General features: G+C 67.4%; 20 protein-coding genes and 1 tRNA gene. 10 read left to right on the top strand and 11 right to left on the bottom strand.

Translation table 11 applies throughout. The features are described 5' to 3' along the window. Position 1 precedes the first annotated feature (1 nt). Positions 2–310, bottom strand: coding sequence for a hypothetical protein (locus IPG97_04765; GenBank protein ID MBK6855875.1), 309 nt, complete (start codon positions 308–310; stop codon positions 2–4). A gap of 217 nt (positions 311–527) precedes the next feature. On the opposite strand from IPG97_04765, the gene IPG97_04760 reads away from it, so the two are divergent. Continuing rightward, positions 528–983: a DUF779 domain-containing protein gene (locus IPG97_04760; GenBank protein ID MBK6855874.1), complete on the top strand. Its 456-nt coding sequence runs from the start codon at positions 528–530 to the stop codon at positions 981–983. Between the two features lie 27 nt (positions 984–1,010). Here IPG97_04760 and IPG97_04755 read toward each other — a convergent pair whose 3' ends face one another. Next, complete coding sequence (locus IPG97_04755; protein MBK6855873.1) at positions 1,011–2,231, bottom strand: Mrp/NBP35 family ATP-binding protein; 1,221 nt, start codon at positions 2,229–2,231, stop codon at positions 1,011–1,013. On the opposite strand from IPG97_04755, the gene erpA reads away from it, so the two are divergent. The 3 genes from erpA to IPG97_04740 are packed head-to-tail and all read left to right on the top strand — an operon-like array spanning position 2,167 to position 4,671. Further along, positions 2,167–2,703, top strand: coding sequence for an iron-sulfur cluster insertion protein ErpA (erpA, locus tag IPG97_04750; GenBank protein ID MBK6855872.1), 537 nt, complete (start codon positions 2,167–2,169; stop codon positions 2,701–2,703). The two genes, IPG97_04755 and erpA, sit on opposite strands and share 65 nt — an antisense overlap. Positions 2,704–2,705: 2 nt before the next feature. Beyond that, entirely contained in the window at positions 2,706–4,286 is a 1,581-nt protein-coding gene (locus tag IPG97_04745; protein ID MBK6855871.1) for a hypothetical protein, read from the top strand. 37 nt (positions 4,287–4,323) lie between these two features. After that, positions 4,324–4,671 carry a RidA family protein gene (locus IPG97_04740; GenBank protein MBK6855870.1) on the top strand — a complete coding sequence of 116 codons (348 nt, stop codon included), beginning with the start codon at positions 4,324–4,326 and terminating at the stop codon, positions 4,669–4,671. A gap of 67 nt (positions 4,672–4,738) precedes the next feature. Here the strand turns inward: IPG97_04740 and IPG97_04735 are convergent, their stop codons facing one another. Further along, positions 4,739–4,939, bottom strand: coding sequence for a cold shock domain-containing protein (locus IPG97_04735; protein MBK6855869.1), 201 nt, complete (start codon positions 4,937–4,939; stop codon positions 4,739–4,741). Positions 4,940–5,105: 166 nt separating this feature from the next. Continuing rightward, positions 5,106–5,261, bottom strand: coding sequence for a hypothetical protein (locus tag IPG97_04730; protein MBK6855868.1), 156 nt, complete (start codon positions 5,259–5,261; stop codon positions 5,106–5,108). 579 nt (positions 5,262–5,840) lie between these two features. Between IPG97_04730 and IPG97_04725 the strand changes: the two genes are divergently transcribed. Continuing rightward, positions 5,841–8,318, top strand: coding sequence for an acyltransferase family protein (locus IPG97_04725; GenBank protein ID MBK6855867.1), 2,478 nt, complete (start codon positions 5,841–5,843; stop codon positions 8,316–8,318). Between the two features lie 213 nt (positions 8,319–8,531). Here the strand turns inward: IPG97_04725 and IPG97_04720 are convergent, their stop codons facing one another. Next, a complete protein-coding gene (locus IPG97_04720; GenBank protein MBK6855866.1) occupies positions 8,532–9,212 on the bottom strand; it encodes a response regulator transcription factor in 681 nt (226 codons plus the stop codon). Between the two features lie 5 nt (positions 9,213–9,217). Next, entirely contained in the window at positions 9,218–10,549 is a 1,332-nt protein-coding gene (locus IPG97_04715; GenBank protein ID MBK6855865.1) for a glutamine synthetase, read from the bottom strand. A 183-nt stretch (positions 10,550–10,732) separates the two neighbouring features. On the opposite strand from IPG97_04715, the gene IPG97_04710 reads away from it, so the two are divergent. Next, positions 10,733–11,746 carry a glutamine synthetase beta-grasp domain-containing protein gene (locus IPG97_04710; GenBank protein ID MBK6855864.1) on the top strand — a complete coding sequence of 338 codons (1,014 nt, stop codon included), beginning with the start codon at positions 10,733–10,735 and terminating at the stop codon, positions 11,744–11,746. A 291-nt stretch (positions 11,747–12,037) separates the two neighbouring features. Here the strand turns inward: IPG97_04710 and IPG97_04705 are convergent, their stop codons facing one another. Both IPG97_04705 and IPG97_04700 read right to left on the bottom strand, forming a co-directional pair. After that, positions 12,038–12,202, bottom strand: coding sequence for a hypothetical protein (locus tag IPG97_04705; protein MBK6855863.1), 165 nt, complete (start codon positions 12,200–12,202; stop codon positions 12,038–12,040). Positions 12,203–12,260: 58 nt separating this feature from the next. Then, entirely contained in the window at positions 12,261–12,908 is a 648-nt protein-coding gene (locus tag IPG97_04700; protein MBK6855862.1) for a hypothetical protein, read from the bottom strand. A gap of 144 nt (positions 12,909–13,052) precedes the next feature. Here IPG97_04700 and IPG97_04695 point away from each other — a divergent pair, with 144 nt between their 5' ends. Beyond that, positions 13,053–14,879, top strand: coding sequence for a sensor histidine kinase (locus IPG97_04695; GenBank protein ID MBK6855861.1), 1,827 nt, complete (start codon positions 13,053–13,055; stop codon positions 14,877–14,879). 26 nt (positions 14,880–14,905) lie between these two features. Beyond that, on the top strand, positions 14,906–15,544 hold the full coding sequence (locus IPG97_04690; protein MBK6855860.1) for a response regulator transcription factor: 639 nt from the start codon (positions 14,906–14,908) through the stop codon (positions 15,542–15,544). Between the two features lie 143 nt (positions 15,545–15,687). Here the strand turns inward: IPG97_04690 and IPG97_04685 are convergent. After that, positions 15,688–15,760 (bottom strand) — tRNA-Glu (locus tag IPG97_04685). 414 nt (positions 15,761–16,174) lie between these two features. Between IPG97_04685 and IPG97_04680 the strand changes: the two genes are divergently transcribed. Further along, positions 16,175–17,626 carry a hypothetical protein gene (locus IPG97_04680; protein ID MBK6855859.1) on the top strand — a complete coding sequence of 484 codons (1,452 nt, stop codon included), beginning with the start codon at positions 16,175–16,177 and terminating at the stop codon, positions 17,624–17,626. 32 nt (positions 17,627–17,658) lie between these two features. Here IPG97_04680 and IPG97_04675 read toward each other — a convergent pair whose 3' ends face one another. Both IPG97_04675 and clpS read right to left on the bottom strand, forming a co-directional pair. After that, complete coding sequence (locus IPG97_04675) at positions 17,659–18,147, bottom strand: DUF2017 family protein (protein MBK6855858.1); 489 nt, start codon at positions 18,145–18,147, stop codon at positions 17,659–17,661. Between the two features lie 73 nt (positions 18,148–18,220). Continuing rightward, on the bottom strand, positions 18,221–18,526 hold the full coding sequence (clpS, locus tag IPG97_04670; GenBank protein MBK6855857.1) for an ATP-dependent Clp protease adapter ClpS: 306 nt from the start codon (positions 18,524–18,526) through the stop codon (positions 18,221–18,223). A gap of 115 nt (positions 18,527–18,641) precedes the next feature. Between clpS and IPG97_04665 the strand changes: the two genes are divergently transcribed. Continuing rightward, positions 18,642–19,514, top strand: a complete 873-nt coding sequence (locus tag IPG97_04665) for a protoheme IX farnesyltransferase (GenBank protein MBK6855856.1) — start codon at positions 18,642–18,644, stop codon at positions 19,512–19,514. Positions 19,515–19,600 lie beyond the last annotated feature (86 nt).

Below are 19,600 nucleotides of genomic sequence, written 5' to 3'. Positions count from 1 at the left end.
ATCAGCCGCCGGTGGCGCCCTCCATCAGGCTGGGGTCGATGCCCATGCACTCGGCCACGGCCTTGGTGAAGGCTTCGCCCTTTTCGCCTTCGAGCGAGTCGGCGTTCTCGAGCTCTTCTTCGGTGAAGTCGGCTTCGATGAGGGCGCCGGCCACACAGTCGGCGGTTTCCTTGTCCATGCCTGCTTCGTCTTGAAGCTTCTTGGACATCTCTCCCTTGTCGAGGTCGCCGGTGCTGTCGGCGCCACAGGCAACCGCGCCGAAGGGCAACATGACGGCGAGCAGGCCGGTGGCCAGCAGTCGTGACTTCATGGGTGGTGCTCCTTGGTTGTGGGCGGGCTTGCCACGGAAAAGGTGCCCCCAGGAGTCCCGCCCAGTTGGCGACACAACGGTACTCGTCCCGGGCCACCCTGATGGGCGAATGTCCGACCTCGGGCCCTTCCACCCAATTACCCGCGCTGTCGGGTGCGAGCCGAGTTGTCCGACCCGCAGCGACCACATCGGAGATCGCGGCGTTATGGTCGTCGGGGTGAAGATCACCGCCACCGCCCGTGCCGCCGAGGTGGTTGCCGAGATGGCGCGCAGAAGAGCCGGAACGCTGTCCATCACCATCGGGACCGGGTGTTGTGAGTCGACGGCCCCATTCCTCTACGAGGACTTCTGGCCCGGCCCAGACCAAGAAGAGGTGGGAGAGGTGTCAGGGGTTCCGATGTTCGCCCCCGAGTACCTGCGCCTCAACTACCCCGGAGACGAGGGCGTGGTTCTAGACGTGAGCGAAGAGCTGGCCGAGTCGCTTTCGGTCGAGACCGAGCTCGGGGTTCGGCTCATCCTCCGCGGCTCAGACTTCGATTCGTCGACCGAAGCCCAGACGTGCAGCACCTCCGTGCCCATCACGGGGGCCACAGCCGGACAAGCCCAAGAACGAGTGCTGCGTCCGGTGGTGGGGGAGCTACCCGAGGCGCTTCGCAACCTGCGAGTGCGCTGAGCCATCGGGTCCGACCACTCAGCTGGCCTAGGCCGACGTCGTCTTCTGTTGGTTTGCGGCCTCCTCGGCGTCCAGGGCGTCGAGCGCGGCCACCGCCGCCTCCAGCATCCGGGCCGAGCAACCGGCCAAGGCGGTGGGAGGCACTGCATCGGTCACGATTCGCTCGGCGATCTGACTGAACACCGTGGCGGCCGCCCCTCCGGCGAGGACGGCGGGTTCACCGGCGTCACCACCAGCCGAGACCGCGGGCTCGATCGGGATCCGGCCCAGTAGGTCCACCCCCGCGCTCTCGGCCAGAGCCTGGCCTCCTCCCTCGCCGAACAATGCGTAAGTGTCTCCGTGGTCGCAGGTGAACGCCGACATGTTCTCGATCACGCCTGCCACCCGCAGGTATGACTTGCGAGCCATGGACACCGCTCTGATCGCCACCTTCTGGGCGGCCACGGCCGGGGTGGTCACCACGATGACCTCGGCCCGGGGGACCATCTTGGCCACGCCCATCTGGACGTCTCCGGTGCCGGGCGGCATGTCGACCAGCAGGTAGTCGAGGTCATCGCCCCAGCGGACATCTTGGAGGAAGTGCTGAACACCGCGGTTGAGCATCAACCCCCGCCACATGAGCGCCGTCTCCTCGTCGTCGACCAGCAGACCCATGGAGACCACCCGCACGACACCGGATCCGATGGCGCGCTCATGGGGGACCATCTCTCGGCGCTCCCCTGAGGCCTGGCCTGCGAGCCTGCCGGTGAGCCCGAGCATGCGTGGTATCGAGAACCCCCACACGTCGGCGTCGAGAACCCCGACCTTCAGGCCCCTCTGGGCTAGGGCCGCGGCCAGGTTTGCGGTGACCGAGGACTTGCCGACCCCTCCTTTGCCCGAGGCCACCAGCACCACACGGGTGGTGGGGGCGATCGATGTGTCCTCCGGTCGTTGAGAGACGTTGAATCGGGCCCGATCCATGGCTCGGGTCCGTTCGGCATCGGTCATCTCGGCCCAGTCCAGGGTGACCGACGTGACGCCGGTAATGGAGCCGACCCGGGTGCGCACATCCCGTTGGATCTGAGCCCTCAGCGGACAGCCGGCGGTGGTGAGGGCGACGGTGACGACCACGGAGCCGTCGCGGCCCACCTCGACGTTGCGGACCATGCCCAGATCGACGATGTCAGACCCCAGTTCGGGGTCGATGACGCCCCGCAGATGGTTGCGCACATCGTCGGGTGAGGGGCGTTGCACCTCGGAAGCCGTCACGAGGTGGAGCCTACCGGCGGACCCCCAGATCCCCCTCTGGTCAGCGGGGTCCGATCGGCAACGAGCCGTAGGGGCCGAATGCCCTGTCTGGTGTGACGAGGGGCGGGGGCCGATACGATGGCGTCTACCAACTCGGACCGTGGAGGAACCCGTGATCACCCTCACCGACACCGCTGCCACCAAGGTGCAGGAACTCATCAGCGCTGAGGGTGACGACGCCCTCGCCCTTCGGGTAGCCGTCCGGCCCGGTGGCTGCTCGGGCTTCAGCTACGAGATGTTCTTCGATTCCGACATCGCCACCGATGACGTCACCGCCGACTTCGACGGTGTGAAGGTCGTGGTCGACCCGTCCAGCGCTCAGATGCTCACCGGTGCCACGTTGGACTACAAGGATGGCCTCAACCAGGCTGGGTTCTCCATCGATAACCCCAACGCGCAGCGCACCTGCGGCTGCGGCTCCTCCTTCAGCTGACCGTGACGGTTCCGCCCCCGGGCGGCGACCGATCTGGTGACCTCGTCGAACTGGTGGTCGACGGCGAGGCCGTGACCGTCGCCGACTCGGGAGGTTCGCTCCTACACGCGCTGCGAGACCAACTCGGTCGGCACGGACCCAAAGACGGGTGCAGCCCCCAGGGGCAGTGTGGATGCTGCACCGTTTTGGTCGACGGCTCCCCCCGTGTCGCGTGTGTGACGCCCCTTCGGCGGGTCGCGGGTCGGACCATCACCACCGTCGACGGGCTCGACCCCCAGGTGCAAGAGCAGTGGGCCGAAGCCCTGTGCTCCACCGGCGGGAGCCAGTGCGGGTTCTGCACCCCGGGCATCGTTGTGCGTCTGGCGGCACTACACGAACGCCAGGGAGAGGGGCGTGACGATCACGGGGCGGTCCAGCGGGCGTTGCAGGCCCACCTCTGTCGCTGTACCGGATGGCAGACGGTGGTGGAGGCGTGGGATCGGCTCGACCGACCCTCCGATGGCGACCGTGATCTGGTGGCTGCCACCGAGCGAGCCACGTTGGAATCTGGCGGCCCTCAAACGGTGAGCCCGGGGGTGGCGCTGGGACGGGGAGGCTTCGCCGAAGACACCGCCCCGGCTGACGCCCTGGTGGCCGTCCCCGACGGTACCGGGGGATGGGTGGTGGCCGACACGGTCGAGGATGCTCGGCGGGCCGCGGGCAAGGTCCAAGGCCGACGGACCACCGCTCCCGCCCAACCTCCGCTGGAGGTGCCCGACGGGGACTGGGTTGCCACCCTGCGCACTTCCTGGGTGGAACCGGCGTACCTGGAGACCGACGCGTCCTGGTGCGTCCCGGGTGGCGAACCGGTGTCGGTGCTTGCCAACGGGGGCGCCTTCGGGGGCAAGATGTCGAGTCCTCTCCCGACCGCCGCCCGTGAGTTGGCTGATCGTCACGGACGGCCGGTCAGGGTGCTGTGGTCCCGGGAAGATGCGGTGCGCAACGGCCCCAAGAGGCCGCCACTGGCCGGTGGGGTCCGGTCCGACGGAACCGGTGTGCTCCGGGTGGCCCGCACCCCAGGCTTGGATGCCGTCGCGGCCCAACTGGCTCCCGGATTCGAGATCGAACAAGTCGAGGTGGCTGGTCCTCCCACATCGCTGGACCTGCGGGCCGCGGTGTGGGCCGAGGTCGCCATGTTGGTGGCCGCGGCCCGGGGGGAGGCAGGCGAGGTGCGTGACCCCGAGGGCGGCTGGGCCCGAGCTTCGGTGGCGGATGGCCGTATCTCGGTGACGGTGGGTGGGGGTGATCCCCTCGATCATGTGGTTCTGCGGTCCTACGTGATCGGGGCGGCCCACATGGCTTTCGGCCTGATCACCAGCGAAGGGCTGAGTGTGGCCCCCGACGGTGGTGTGGGGGACCTGACCATCCGGTCGTTCGGGGTGGTGCGGGCCGCTGATGTTCCTCCGATCGAGGTCCACGTCGAACCCGAGTCGGGGCCGCCGGTACGGGTTTCTGACGCGGCGTTTGCCGCGGTTGCCGCAGCGGTGTGGTTGGCACAGGGCTGTCCGTCCGATCTGCCTTCGGGGACCCACACGCTCCCATGAGACACGCGAGTCGACCCAAGATGTTCTGGAGGTGACCATGACCCATCCGACCGGGCTCCCCTATACGCCGTCGGTGACGGCCGGAGAATGGGTGGTGGTGTCGGGTCAGCTCGGTCTGCGAGACGGGGCCTTGGTGGAGGACTTCGCCGGCGAGGTGGACCAGGTCCTGGCCAACCTGGCCGCTCAACTCGCCGGGCACGGCCTGGGTTTGGAGCACGTGGTCAAGACCACCTGCTTCCTGACCGACCTCGACCAGTTCTCTGTCTTCAACGAGCGGTACTCACTGGCCTTCGAAGAGCCACGACCGGCCCGTTCGGCCGTGGAGGTGTCCCGTCTACCGCTCGGGGGGCGCGTCGAAATCGAGGCCTGGGCTCGTCGCCCCTGACCTTTGGTGGCCTCTTGGGCCTCCCCCAGTGCTGTCCGCCGGATCTAATCCCAGGTGACGGCCTGGGTCAGATCACCCGCACACCCTGAGCCTGGTCACCTTTGTCGGTGCTGGTCAGCTCGAACTCGACGGCCTGGCCTTCCTGGAGATTGCGGAAGCCCTGCATCTCAATGGCCGAGTGGTGTACGAACACGTCCTCAGCCCCGTCACGAGCGATGAAGCCGAAACCCTTCTCGGCGCTGAACCATTTGACGGTACCGGTGGGCATGGAACCCCTTTGCGACATGACGAGGCCCCGGACGTCCGAGATCCCCGCCCCCTTCTGACTGACTGTGGTCAGAACGGTACCCCAACCACGCAGGGCGGTCGCCTGGTTCCGGTGGGCGGCTCGTGCCTGGCGCGCGTACGAACCGAACGGACAGGTCGTTGAGAGGTCAGACGTTGGTCTTCAGCAGCTCGCTACCGGCGTGGTTGCGGTCGACCTCATCTTTGACGGCGAAGCCCAGCCCGGCGGCAATGGCGGCTCCGGAGACGAGCACGCTCACCGGAATGGCCACGACCAGGACGATGACGATGAGAACAGGACCCATGGGTCCATTGTCGTCGGTCCACCCCTACTTCCGCCACCCCGAGTCGGGCCCGAGCCCAAGGTGAGCGGATACGCGAGCCGACCCATAAGCGTCCACCGAAAGGCAGAGCCTTCCGGCGGAGTTCGGTCGCCGGCCTGACGGCCGACGTCTTCGCTGCTACGACCGGCAAAGCCGATCTCCGCAGGTCGGGGGCTCCGCCACAAGGGGCTCTGCCCCCGAACCCCCGCCCAGCCCTCGCGTTCGGGATCATCAGACAGCCGAGCACTAACGGTGGCCGCACAGAGAACTGGCTTTGCCGGAGTGGCCAGGGAGAATTGAGCACAAGCCAAGTCCGATCGGTGGATCGAGGCTTAGGAGGTTTGCCGATAGGCGGACCGACCCATAAGCACGGCATGGATAAACCGAGGCGAGGCCTCGGTCTGATCAACCTCACGGCGACGACGACTGGACCTATCCGCTCGGGTCCCAAGGTGGAGAACGGCTCAAGTCTTCGGCGGCACCGCGCCGATATGTAACCGGAGGGATCGTCACGCCCCGACCGGGACGCGTGGTACCCCACCCGGTAGCGTGGAGCAGGTCATGAACCGGTCTGAGCCGACAGAGGCCATGTCGGCCCGACCCCGGCCCCAACATGTCGACGGTCCTGGAACGGTCCCGCTACCCACCCGCGAGCGGGCCCGCCGACCGTCGCCTCCCCACCCCGGCCCCACCGGCCACGACCTCGATGGCCACCCACGGCCTGAAGCCCCCGAGCCCGAGCTCCACCACCTCAGGGACCCGGCTCCTCGGCCCGGACAGGCGGTGCCCAGTCCAGTGGCAGATGCCGCCGAAACCCTCACTCGGCGTCGGCTGACCCCGCCCGACTCCAAGGGCGACGCGACGCTGGACGGTGGTCCGGTTCGGGTTGTGGTCAAACCCCGGCCCACCTACCTTCCGGCCCTGGATGGTCTGCGGGCGCTGTCGGTTGCGGCGGTCGTCGCCTTCCACCTCGGCCTGCTACCCGGTGGGTTCATCGGCGTCGATGTGTTCTTCGTCATCAGCGGCTTTCTGATCACCAGGTTGCTGCTGGCCGAACGGGAGCGCAGCGGGACCATCGACATGGGTGGCTTCTGGTCCCGTCGCTTCAAGCGACTACTACCGGCGCTGCTGGTCACCATCACTGGGGTGACCATCGCGGCCCGGTGGTGGATGCCGAGCTGGCGGTGGGCGGACCTGCGAACTGATGCCCTGGCCACCCTGGCCTACGTGGCCAACTGGCGTTTCGTGCTGTCCGGGCAGTCCTACTTCAGCGAAGGGGTGGTGCCCAGCCCGCTGCGTCACGCCTGGTCGTTGGCCATCGAGGAGCAGTTCTACCTGCTGTGGCCCCTGGTCGTGGTCCTTGTGCTGAAGCGGCTGAACAGTCGCTACCGCCTGGTTCTGGCCGGTGTGGCCGGTGGCGGAGCGCTGTTGTCGGCACTGTGGATGACGATCGCAGCCGGCACCGACATGGACCTCAGCCGCCTCTACTACGGCACTGACACGCGAGCATTTGCCCTGCTGGCCGGTGCTTGGTTGGCGTGCTGGTGGGACCCGGTGGTGGCCGACGCTCCCCGCCCGATCGATGCATTGGATAAGGCCCGCCCGCTCACACGAGCCGGCGGCTTGGCTCTTGTCCCCCTGGCGGTGATGGCAGTGGTGGCCGCCGAGGACACCTCATGGTTCTACCGGATCGGTTTCCAGACGGTTGCGGTGCTGGCCACCGTGGTGGTGGCCGGTGTGTCGACCGGTGAAGGCAAGGTCAGCGCCGGTCTGGGGCACCCGGTCCTGTGCTGGCTGGGACGGCGGTCCTACGGGATCTACCTGTGGTCGTGGCCGGTGCAGATCTACGTCTCGTCGCACTTCGGGCTGTCGGGGATAGGTCTGTATCTGGTGGTGGTGGTCGTGACGATGGCCCTGGCCACGCTGTCGTTCCGTTTCGTGGAGGAGCCGATACGAACCCGCTGGGGACAGCCCAAGCCGCGAGGACGACGCGAGCGCGACGATGCCGTCGAGCTCCGCTACCCGGTCGCCTTCCGCTTCGGGTTGGGGGTGTTGCTGTGCGGAACCCTGGCGTCAGCGGCGACCAGCGGCGGGGATGCCGCTCCCAGCTACATGGCCGTGTCCGATGCCGAGGCTGCTGCCAGCGCTCTGGCCTCGTCGTCGGGCTTCGACGATGGCCCCGAATCGGGCGGGGCTCGGATCTCGACCACTGTGCCGTCGGGTCCCACCCCGACCACGGCCCCCAGTCCAGCCACCACCTTGCCGCTGCCACCGGGACCGGTCGGCCCCTTCAGCGAGACCGTCACCGCCCTCGTTCCCCCAGATGCCGCGGTGGACCCCTATGACCTGCACGGGCGCTCTCTCAGAGTGATGATCGCCGGTGACTCTGTCGGCTGGTCGCTCGGCTGGGAACCGAGCGATGACCTGACCCGCTCGGTCAAGATCGAGGATCGGGCCATCATCGGGTGCGGCGTGATGCCACCGGCGTCGTTCTGGGTGGTGGAGGGTCGAGGGTCCGAGAAGTACAGCGCCTACTGCCTGGAGCAGGAGAACGCGGAGCGGCTGGGGTTGGACAACGGTCCTGATGTGGTGTTGTTGTGGCTCGGGGCGTGGGAGGTCTACGACCACGTCGTGTTCGGTCAGAAGATCTCGGTGTTCACCGACGAGTACGCCAAGATCCTCGAACAGCGGCTCCAGGAACGCATCGACCAGTACCGAGCCGAAGGCATCCCCACGGTGATGCCGACCGTGCCGTGCTTCGGGAAGCAGGCCAGCCGGCTCGGCCAGGAACGTTACGACGAGAAGAGGCGCCAGTGGGTCAACGAACGGTTGTTGGCCGTCGCGGCAAGAAACCGCACCTGGGTCAGGGTCATCGACCCGACGGCCAAGCTGTGCGACGCCGAAGGCAACTCGATAGACAAGACGCCCGAAGGGGTACCGATTCGCGAGGACGGGGCCCACTTCGACACCGATTCGGCAGCCTGGTTCTGGAACACGTGGCTGGCCGGTCAGCTCGGCGCCGCCTTCGCCGGCCTCTAGGGACTTGCGGCTGGATCCACCGAAAGGCGGAGCCTTCCGGCGGAGTTCGGTCGCCGGCCTGACGGCCGACGTCCTCGCTGCTGCGACCGGCAAAGCCGATCTCCGCAGGTCTCGAGGGCTCCGCCACAAGGGGCTCTGCCCCCGCTCGGCGCGCCTCTCCAAGAGTCAGCGCCAACAACCCCCGCCCAGTCCTGTGTGGACCTATCCGCTTGGTCAGTTCCCCCAGCGGGACTGGCCGAACCGGTAGCCGACGCTGCGTACGGTGGAGATGAGGTTGGCGTGCTCCTCGCCCAGTTTGGCCCGCAGACGACGGATGTGGACATCGACGGTACGGGCGCCGCCGTAGTACTCATAGCCCCACACCCGGCTCAGGAGCGTCTCGCGGGTGAACACCTTGCCGGGGTGTTGGGCCAAGAACTTGAGCAGCTCATACTCCATATAGGTGAGGTCGATCGGGTCTCCGTCGACCGCGGCCTGGTAGGTCTCCAGGTTCAACACCAACCCGGCGTACTCGACCAGCTCCGGCGCCGAACCCGAGCCCGAACGCCAAAAGAGGTGCCTGAGGCGGGCTTCGAGCTCGCGTGGGTGGAACGGGTCCAGGCAGAAGTCGTCGTACAGCTCGTCGCGCAGCTCGAGGTCGTCGAGGCGGTTTCCGCCCAGCAGCAACAGGAGGGGTTCGACGGTCACGTCTCCCTTGCGGATGGCCCGGCACAGCGCCCACGCCGTGTCGCCATCCTCGGCGAAGCCGACGATGGCCCCTCCCCAGCCGTCGTCGGGGGTGGCGGTTACGGCTTCACGTTCGTCTGCCACCGCCTTCCAGGGGTAGCCGCCCAGGTCGAGCAGGCGCGCCAGTTCTGGTGGTGGGGGACTGGGGTGGACGAGAAGTGGTTCCATGCCGGTCACCAGGTGGGCAGGTAGCGGGCCAGCTCGAACGGCGTGACCTGGGCCTTGTAGTCGGCCCATTCACGGCGCTTGTTGCGCAGGAACCATTCGAAGATGTGATCACCCAGCGTTTCTCGGACCAGATCGGAACCCTCCATGGCGTCGAGCGCTTCGGCGAGGGACTGGGGAAGATCGGCGATGCCGGCCGCAGCCCTTTCGGTGGCGGGCAGATCGAACAGCGAGGTGGCTTCGTCGGGTAGCTCGTAGCCCTCGTTGATGCCCTTGAGCCCGGCGGCCAGGAGCAGCGAATACACCAGGTACGGGTTGCAGGCCGGGTCGGGCGAGCGGTATTCGATCCGCACCGCGTCCTCCTTGCCGGCTTTGCTCACCGGGACCCGGACCAGGGCGGCGCGGTGGTGGCGGGCCCAGGTGATCTGGGATGGTGCCTCGGTACCCACGATCAGGCGCTTGTAGCTGTTGACCAGTTGGTTGGTGACCGCGGTGAGCTCGGCCGCGTGGCGCAACAGTCCGGCCACGAAGGATTTCCCGGTGGCCGACAGCAGATAGGGCTCGTCGGGGTCGTGAAAGGCGTTGGCATCACCCTGGAACAGCGACAGGTGGGTGTGCATGCCCGAACCCTGGACCCCGGCCAGAGGCTTGGGCATGAAGGTGGCGTGAACGCCCTGCTCCAACGCCGTCTCCCGCACGACCAGCCGCAGGGTCATGACGTTGTCGGCCATGGACAGGGCATCGGTGTAGCGCAGATCGATCTCGTGCTGGCTGGGGCTGTCCTCGTGGAACGAGTACTCGACCGGGATGCCCATGGCCTCGAGATGGTGGATGGTGCGACGGCGCAGGTCTGATGCCACGTCTGCGGTGGTCAGGTCGAAGTAGGAACCGGTGTCGAGCGGTTGGGGGACCTGGGTGGGATCTGCCGAAGCGAAGTAGAAGAACTCGATCTCGGGGGCCACGAAGAACGAGTAGCCCTGATCTCGAGCTGCGTGAAGGTTCCGGCGCAGAACCTGACGTGGGTCTCCGGCGAAGGGTGCCCCGTCCAGGGTCGTGAGGTCGCAGAACATGCGGGCCGACGCTTCGTGGCGGTCGTCCCACGGCAGCAGCTCGAACGTGGCGGCGTCGGGCCGGGCCAAGACGTCGCTCTCCTGGATGCGGCTGAACCCGTCGATTGCTGACCCGTCGAACTGCATGCCCTCTTCGAAGGCGCTCTCCAACTCGGCGGGAGAGATGGCGAAGGACTTGAGCTGCCCCAGCACATCGGTGAACCAGAGGCGCACCAACCGCACCCCGCGCTCCTCGACCGTCCTCAGCACGTACTCCATCTGGCGATCCACCGGGCAAGTCTCCCGTTGCCCGGGTGATGTGGGCAACTCCCGTGGGAATCAGACCGAGGTCGGAAGTTCGTTCACGGTCCGTTCACAGTTGGGAAATGACCCCGCGCGCCGAGATCTCTAGGGTGCTGTTCGCACAACGGAGCTGCCGGCCCGAACCGACCGGCATTAAGACTGGAGAATCCCGTGGCAATCAAGGCCGAGTACATCTGGATCGACGGCACCGAGCCCACCGCCCGCCTTCGTTCGAAGACCAAGGTTCTGGCCGACAGCGCCAGCACCGCCGTCGCCGACCTTCCCATCTGGGGCTTCGACGGCTCGAGCACGAACCAGGCCCCTGGCGACAACTCCGACTGCGTGCTGAAGCCCGTCGCCGTGTTCGCTGACCCGATCCGCGGTGGAGACGACGTGCTGGTCATGTGCGAGGTGCTGCTCATCGACATGACCCCGCACCCCACCAACAACCGGGCCGCCTGTGCTGCCGTCGCCGAGAAGTTCGCCGACATGGAGCCGCTGTTCGGCATCGAGCAGGAGTACACGTTCTTCCAGGATGGTCGTCCGCTCGGCTTCCCCGTGGGCGGCTTCCCTGCCCCCCAGGGCTTCTACTACTGCGGCGTCGGCGCCGACGAGGTGTTCGGTCGCGAGGTGGTCGAAGCTCACATGGAGGCTTGCCTCGAGGCCGGCATCGCCCTCTCGGGCATCAACGCCGAGGTCATGCCCGGTCAGTGGGAGTTCCAGGTCGGCCCCCTCGGCCCCCTCGAGGTGTCCGACCAGCTGTGGGTCGCCCGCTGGCTGCTCTACCGCATCGCTGAGGAGTTCGGCATCAGCGCCACCGTCGAGCCCAAGCCGGTCAAGGGCGACTGGAACGGTGCCGGTGCGCACACCAACTTCTCCACCAAGGCCATGCGTGAGGGTTACGACCCGATCATCGCCGCCTGTGAGGCCCTCGGCACCAAGGCCGACGAGCACGTGGCCAACTATGGCCATGGCATCGAGGACCGACTCACCGGCTCGCACGAGACCGCCCCGTGGACCGAGTACTCCTATGGCGTTTCCAACCGCGGAGCTTCGGTGCGCATCCCGTGGCAGGTCGCCCAGGACAAGAAGGGCTACATCGAGGACCGTCGCCCCAACGCCAACATGGACCCCTACACCGTCACCGGCATGATCGTCGACACCGTCTGCTCCGCCGCTCTCTGATCGGAGCAGCGACGGTCACGACTCCGTGACTAAGGGCCCTAGCGGATAGGACCGTGCCGTGTGTATGGGTCGGCTCGCCTATCCGCTTGCCCTAAAGGCGAGACCATGAAGTCCAGAAGAGCCGACCTCTCGGGGTCGGCTCTTCTGCATCCCATCGCCGGTCGTTGCCACCCCAGCGCAGCGACGCGGCAGGAGCTTGACTTCGTGGCACCCCTGATCACTGCTCTTTCGAACACCCTGGCTTGGAACGCCTTGATTCGGATGATCGATCTCGAGCGTGAGGCCTCGAGATCATGAGGGGCGAGGGAGGGAGGATGCATCGGGTTGCACGGCATTTCCGGCGCTTCCCGGCTGATGTCCGCGGCGCAGCGCCCGGCGGAGCTGCTCGGCCCGCTCGTTGGTGAACAGGCCGGCGTCGGGGGCGCCAGGGACCGTGCGTTGCGGCTCGATGCCCACGAGCTGAGCCGTGAAGGCTCGGTTTGGTGCTCGTGATCTTCGTCCATCGCTGGCGCAACTAGGGGGCGGCCGCTGCGGAGGGTGCCGGGGTGGGCGCACCGCGCAGGAGCACGACGGTGGCGCCGACCAGCCAGAGCGGGAGGAGGAGGTAGATCACGGCGCCTCCGGGCGGCACGTTGAGGGCTCCGAGCAATCCGAGAGCACCGAGGGCGACCGTGGTGCGTGCGAACCAGCGGGGCAGCTGGGAGGTGCGGAGGCCGCCCACGCCAGCCGAGAGCATTGCGCTCGCCACGCCGATCAGGATCGGCCACCAGGCGTAGAAGTCGAGGTAGGACCAGACGTGCACCACTGCGGCGTCACCGTCTGAGGCGGCGGCGGCCGCCACCTGGACGAGCGCCAGGCGGGCGAGGACGGCCGCAGCGGCGAGGAGGAGCCCGGCATGGGCGAGGCCGGAGTAGGAGGACTCGTCGCTCTCGCCGGCCCGTAGCCGGGCGCGGATGGCGACGGAGAGGGCGAGGAGCCCGACGGCCATGATGGCGTACCCCTCTTGGGCGACGAGAAGGAGGGTGGTGCCGTCCTCCAGACGCTCGAGCGCACCCGTGGCTCCGGGGCTGTCCGGCGTCGGTGCGGCGTTGCCCAGGATCCACCCGAGGGCGGCGAGGACCCCGCCCCAGGGGATGATCCGCTCGATCCTTGCAGCAGCCATGGCGTCGTTCCCCTCGTTGGTGTCCTTGTTGGTCCACCCTGTGCTGGCGGGCGGCCCGAGCGCATGGGCCAGCGTCCCGAGCAGCCCGGGAAATGGTCCCGGTTCGCCGTCGTCGTCACGATCGAGCGGTCAGAATCTCTGACCATGCCGCTCCTGCTGCTCCTCTCGGGTGCCGCTGGGCCGATCCTCGCCGGAGCGTTCGTCGTCCGTCGGCGACCGCGGAATCCCGTTGGTTGGCTGTTGGTGCTCCAGGGCGTGGGGTTCGGCGCCGTGTTGGCGGCGGCAGGGCCCCACGACCGGGGCTCGGGCCTGGTGGCAGACCAGTTGCTGTCAGGGGCTTGGGTGCTGCTCTTCGCAGGCGTGGCCACGGCGGCCTATCTCGTACCGGACGGCCGGCCCGCAAGCAGCTTCTGGCGACGTTGGATGCTGGCCGGCGTGGCGGGGATGGTGCTGCTCGTCGTCGCTGCTCCTGGTGACCAGACGGGCTTCGCAGCTGCGCACGGTGGGCGGGAGCCTCCCGTGCCGTGGCTGCCCGAACCGGTCTCCGCGGTGTTGGGCGTCGTGGGGCTGTTGGGCGTTGTGGGCCTGTTGGTCGGGGCGGTCGCCTCGGTGGTGGCGCGCCTTCGCGGTGCGGGCGGCGACGAGCGCCAACAGCTCCTGTGGCTCGTCGCCGGTGTGCTGCCGATCCCGGTCGCGATCGCGGTCGGGTGGGTCGACTACTTCGTGGCAGACGGCGACTTGGCGCTGCTGTTCGACGCCACCCTGGCGCTCGCCTCGGTCTCGTTGCCGGCTGCGATCGCGATCGCCATCGTCCGGCACGGCTTGTTCGACATCCGGTTGGTGCTCAGCCGCGCCCTGACCTACGTCGTGCTGGGAACGTTCGTGACCGTGCTGTACGGCTTCTCGTGGTGGCTTGCCAGCGAACGGGGCATCGCCGATGGGCTGAGCGGTCTCGTCACCGTGGTGATCGTGGCGCTCATCGCGCACCCGATCTCGGTCGCGGTTCACCGGCGGCTGGAGCGTTGGGTGTACGGATACCGCTCAGCTCCGTATCTCGCGATGCAGCGTGTCGCCGCCCAGGCCGCCGACGGTGGTTCGGACGATCTGCTCGATGCGGTGCTCCGGTCAGTCGCGGACGCCGTCGGGGCCGATCGGGCGCGGTGGGAGATGGGCGCACCCGACGGTGACGCTGTACGCGTCGAGCTGATCGCGGCGGGCCACCACGTTGGTGTGCTGGCCGTCGAGACCCGTGGCGGGGCGACCGATTCCATCGACGAGACACTGCTCACCGACCTCGCCCGCTACGTCGCGCTCGTCGTCCGGTCCGAGCAGCTGAACCAGGAGCTCAGCGCCTCGCGCGACCGCCTCATCGAAGCCCGGGTCGAGGAGCGGCGACGCCTCCACCGCGAGCTCCACGACGGCCTCGGCCCGACCCTCGCCGCCATCGGCCTGAAGGTCGACGTCGCCAGGCGCAGCCGGAACGATTCCGACCGCGAGGCCATCCTCGCCGAGGTCCGCCGCGACGCAAGCGGCGCCGTGGACGAGGTCCGTCGCGTCGTCGAGGGCCTTCGACCGGTCGTCCTCGAAGACGCCGGGCTCATCGATGCGCTGCGCGCCCGAGCGCGCTCGCTCAGCACCAATGGGATGCTGGTGACCGTGCACGGCTCGGAGCCCTCTCCCCGGGCGCCCTCGGAGATCGAGAGCGCCGCCTACCTCATCGCGTCCGAGGCGATGGCAAACGCAGCCAAGCACTCCGGGGCTCGACACTGCCGGGTCGAGGTCATCGCCGGTTCGGACCTCGCCATCACGATCCAAGACGACGGACAAAATCTCACGGAGCACCCCACCGCGGGCTCAGGTTGGCACACCATGGTCGAACGGGCCGAGGAGCTCGGAGGAACGTGCTCTCTCGGCCCCGGCGAGCGGTCAGGCGTGGCGGTGCGAGCGAGCCTGCCGCTCCACGGCCGGTGAGCCTCCGAGCCGGTAGCCCGGCAGCCGTGGTGCGCGTGGCGGTCGCCGACGACCACCCCGTGTATCGACGCGGGCTGGCACTGATGCTGCGCGACGCGGACGGAATCGAGCTGGTCGGAACCGCAGATGACGGCCGACAGGCGGTGGCGCTCGTGGCCGAGCGGCGACCCGATGTGGTGCTGATGGATCTCGCCATGCCCGGACTCGATGGCTTTGCTGCCACCAAGCAGATCGCAGCGTTGCCGTCGCCGCCGCAGGTTGTGGCCCTCACGATGGCCGACGACGACCGTTCACTCGCCCGGGCGATCCAGGCCGGGGCAGCCGGCTACATCGTGAAGGGAGCTGACCTGGACGAGATCCTCGATGCGATCCACGGCGCCGCCCGCGGTGAGGCGGTGTTCGGGCGCGCCCTGACCCAGCGCGTCCTCCAGCACATCTCCCGAAGTGCCGCAGCAGCCCCGACGACCTATCCAATGCTCACCGAACGCGAGCAAGAGATCCTGAACCACGTTGCGGCCGGCGAGGCCAACGCCACGATCGCCCGAGAGCTGGGCATCAGCCTCAAGACGGTGCGCAATCACCTTTCGAACATCTTCACGAAGATCCAGGTCCCCGACCGGGCGGCAGCCATCGTCGCAGCACGCGACGCTGGGTTCGGTCGCTGAGCGTATGAGGCCCCAGTGGGCCGAGGGCTTCGTGCTGCGCCCAACCGATGGGCGCGAGCTGTGGCCGCCGCAGCTGGCCCGGTTCGAACGAGGACCGTTGGGGCATCGCCCGCACCCGCTGCCACCAGGGGTCGACGACGCAGCACCCCCAACGGGATTCGAACCCGTGTTACCTCCTTGAAAGGGAGGCGTCCTAGGCCGCTGGACGATGGGGGCAGGCTGGCCGGGAAACGCTAGCAGCCGACATCCTGAGCCCTCACAAGGGGATTGGCCGAGGGATCCACCGGACCTATCCGCCCGGGTCCCTCGCCCGGTCTGGTGTCGGCCCCTCAATCCCTTCGGCGACCTGCCGACCTTTAGGAGCGTGACCTCCGACGGCCACCGCCAGATCAACTCACAGTGGAGCGTCCGGTGACCGAACGCGTCGTCTGGCCGGCGGTACCCCGCGACCCTGGGGTGTGGGCTGGTGGCCCCCCGGTCGGCCCCGGAGGTTCATCAGCACCCCGGATGGCGCCGCCCATCCTCCCGCCACCTCCCGCCTCAGGCGACAGCAACGGCGCGCGCCCGGCGCAGCCGGCCCCCGAAAGCGGGTCCGTAGACCAGGCGGGCAGGCAGGTGGCTTGGCCGACCTTGGCTCCTCCTCCGCCGTCTATGGACCCTGGGCTACGAGGCAACCAGCTCCCAGACCGAGCCCCGAGTTGGGTGCTGGCCCTTTCGGTGTTGGTGCTGGCTGCGGTGGTGATCGGCGGGGCCTACATCATGGTTTCGCGGGAGTCCGACCATCCCGACCGCTGGGACGACCGCGTGGCTCCGCTGGCGGCCTGGGCGGCCGAGGCTCGTGGCCTGGAGTTCGAGCACCCGGTGTACGTCAACTTCCTCACCGAGGCTGAATACACCGCGGCCACCACCTCTGAAGCCCCCGAGTCCGAGGAAGAGAGCACGGAAATCGACGACGTCGTCGCCCAGATCAGGGCCCTCGGACTGGTCTCGGGTGAGGTGGACCTGACCGAATCGGTCAACACCCTCAGCGATTCGGGGACCCTGGCCTTCTATCAACCCAGCGATAAGCAGATCTACGTGAAGGGCACCGAGTTGACGCCGGCGGTGAAGGTCACCTTGGTCCACGAGCTGGTACACGTGCTCCAAGACCAGCACTTCGACCTGAAACGGCAGGGTGACGAGGAAGAAGACCCCCACACGACGTTGCGCGCCGTGGCCGAAGGCGATGCCGGACGCATCGAGAACACCTACATCACCGAAGAGCTCTCTGCCGAGGAGCGTGAAGACTACGAACGGGAGTCAGCCGAGCAGGGTGAGGACGCCGTAGACGAGGTGACGAGCTCGGTACCCGACGGGCTTACGGCTGTGTTCACCGCCCCATATGTGTTCGGCGAACCGTTCGTGGCGATAGTGGCCGAAGCCGATGGCAACAGCGGTGTCGACCGGGCCCTCGAGAACCCGCCCAGCACTCGTGTCCTGTTCGATCCTCGTCTGTGGGACACCGACGAGGAAGAAGATGTGGCGGTCGAGGTCGTGGTCCCCTCTGGAGTCGAGGAGATCGAGTCGGATCGTCTTGGGTCGCCCATGCTGTACCTGGTGCTCGCGGCCCGGATCCCACACCAGGACGCCATGGATGCCACCGACCAGGTGGCAGGCGAGCGCTTCGTCTCCTACCGAGACGGAACTCGGGTATGCGTTAGAGCTACCGCACGGGGCCGCGACTCGGAGCGTTCGGCCCGCGTGGAAGCCGCTTTCCAACGATGGGCCCAGGCATCTCCCGAGGGCATGGCCACCGTGTCGAGGGACGCCAATGGTGCCGTCCAGCTCCAGTCGTGTGATCCCGGTCCTGACGTGGACACATCTTCGGTTTCGTTGGATGCGTTGGCTCTGCCGGTGACGAGGTCTTCCCTGTACGCGGCGATCCTTCAACAGGGTGGCAACGAGAAGCAGGCCGCTTGCGTGGTCGACGCCGTGGTTCCCTCGTTGACGCCGGCCGAGCTGAGCGTCGAGTCCGAGGAAGCGGCCAGCGCGGTCCAGGGCAGGGTGATCGGAGCCATGGGGATGTGCATGGCGGCATCCTGATCAACCCTGTGCCGTGCCTATCCGCTCGGGTCCTAGGGGCTCAGGGCGAGGACCACGAAGTACTGCACCTGACCGGTGAAGTCGTAGACGTCCCACAATGCGACGAGTGGGTCATCGCCGCTGAGTGGCGGCCGATCATGGTGGTCGTCTTGGATGCCCAGCCTGGTGCCGACCACCAACCGCAGCGCGTTGAGGGCCTGGAGCCAGCCCCACAAGTCGTCCTCGGACAGCTCGCTGCGGTTCAGTGAGGCCCGGACCGAGGTGATCGTGGCCCGGCGACGGGTGCGCAGTTCATCACCAGCCAGGATCTGGTAGGCGAGGTCGCGGTCGGGATCGTCTGAGTAGGCAGGCGGGTGAAGTCGGATGAGGCTGGGATCATCGGGTGCGCCGTCGAGTAGGTATTCCAACTCGCCCAGCAACGAATCCATGGCCTGTCGGTTGACCGGGTCCAGCACCACCTCGTAGCGACCACCGGAGCGCTTGCGGACCACGGGGTTGGAGCGCCGGATCACATGGACCACCCTGATTCTCGGCCCACCCGTGGCTCCGGCTCATCGGCCAACCCAATCCGGTGCGATCTTGCCATCGGTTCACTCACCGGTCGTGCTGCATCGTTGCCCACAGGCCGTGTTCGTGAAGCCGGAACACGTCCACCTCGGCCTTCTCCCTCGAACCCGAGGAGACGACGGCCCGCCCTTCGTTGTGGACCTGCAACATGAGGCGGTTGGCCTTGGACTTGGAGAACCCGAACAACTTCTGGAACACCAGCGCCACGTAGTCCATGGTGTTGATCGGGTCGTTCCAGACCAGGACGATCCAGGGGACGTCGGTGTCGAGCGCGTCGTCGGTGGCCTGAGAGGCGACCTCGCTGGGGGTGATCACCGGTGTGCTCACACCCAGAAGTGTGCCGGAGCGGACCCGGTCGCTTCTAGTGCAGCGGTCCGAAGCTCTCTTTGGCTGATCCGCGAGGACCGCCCCTAGGGTTGCGGTCGTGCTTCAGGAGGCCCCGTTCACGCTGCGCCAGCGTCTGGTCGGCTATGTGGCGCTTACCAAGCCGCGCATCATCGAACTTCTGCTGATCACCACCGTGCCCACCCAGATAGTGGCGGCACGGGGCATGCCCGACTTCTGGCTCATGTTCAACACTGTCTTGGGCGGAACGCTGGCCGCCGGTGGCGCCAACGCCATCAACATGTACGTCGACCGGGACATCGACAAGGTCATGGAGCGCACCAAGGGCCGCCCCCTGGTGACCGGGGTGGTGACGCCGAGGGCCGCCCTGGTATTCGCGGTGGCGATCGAGATCTTGGCGTTCGCCTGGCTGTGGTACTGGGTCAACCTGCTGAGCGCGGTGCTGGCCGTGTCGGCATGCCTGTTCTACGTGTTCATCTACACGTTGTGGTTGAAGCGGACGTCCACCCACAACATCGTCATCGGCGGTGCAGCTGGAGCCGCTCCGGTCCTGATCGGTTGGTCGTCGGTGACCAACGAGTTGAGTTGGGCCCCAATCGTGCTCTTCGCCCTCATGTTCTATTGGACCCCGCCCCACTTCTGGGCCCTGGCCATCAAGTACAAGGACGACTACGCCTCGGTCGATGTACCGATGCTCCCGTCGGTGGCATCGCTCAAGACCACAGCCCAGCGGATCCTCGTCTACACGGTCATCTTGTGGGGTCTATCGATCCTGTTCGCCCCCGTCGGGGAGATGGGCATGGTGTACCTGGTGGCGGCCCTGGTACTGGGTGGTGTGTTCACGGGCATGGCCGTCAAGCTCTGGCTCGAGCCCACCACCAAGCTCGCCATGAGGGTTTTCACCTACTCGATCACCTATATAACCCTCCTGTTCGGGGCCATGGCTCTCGACCAGTTCGTGGCCAACGCCCGATGAGACATCCCACAGTGCAGACCGGCTCGATCCCGCCGGACCCCGGCTTTTCGAAGTCCGGAGGGCCACCTTGTAAGGTCCCGAGCCGT

The sequence above is a fragment of the Microthrixaceae bacterium genome (assembly GCA_016702505.1).
Taxonomy (GTDB): domain Bacteria; phylum Actinomycetota; class Acidimicrobiia; order Acidimicrobiales; family Iamiaceae; genus Aquihabitans.
Note: the sequence above shows the minus strand (reverse complement) of the source record. Positions and strands in the feature narration are given on the sequence as shown.

Excerpts from the sequence above, each read along its gene's own strand:
- IPG97_04695 (MBK6855861.1), top strand. The coding sequence starts at position 13,053 with ATGCCGCTCCTGCTGCTCCTCTCGGGTGCCGCTGGGCCGATCCTCGCC.
- IPG97_04730 (MBK6855868.1), bottom strand. The coding sequence starts at position 5,261 with ATGGGTCCTGTTCTCATCGTCATCGTCCTGGTCGTGGCCATTCCGGTG.
- IPG97_04765 (MBK6855875.1), bottom strand. The coding sequence starts at position 310 with ATGAAGTCACGACTGCTGGCCACCGGCCTGCTCGCCGTCATGTTGCCC.
- IPG97_04735 (MBK6855869.1), bottom strand. The coding sequence starts at position 4,939 with ATGCCCACCGGTACCGTCAAATGGTTCAGCGCCGAGAAGGGTTTCGGC.
- IPG97_04740 (MBK6855870.1), top strand. The coding sequence starts at position 4,324 with ATGACCCATCCGACCGGGCTCCCCTATACGCCGTCGGTGACGGCCGGA.
- IPG97_04720 (MBK6855866.1), bottom strand. The coding sequence starts at position 9,212 with ATGGAACCACTTCTCGTCCACCCCAGTCCCCCACCACCAGAACTGGCG.
- IPG97_04725 (MBK6855867.1), top strand. The coding sequence starts at position 5,841 with ATGAACCGGTCTGAGCCGACAGAGGCCATGTCGGCCCGACCCCGGCCC.
- erpA (MBK6855872.1), top strand. The coding sequence starts at position 2,167 with ATGACGCCCCGCAGATGGTTGCGCACATCGTCGGGTGAGGGGCGTTGC.
- IPG97_04700 (MBK6855862.1), bottom strand. The coding sequence starts at position 12,908 with ATGGCTGCTGCAAGGATCGAGCGGATCATCCCCTGGGGCGGGGTCCTC.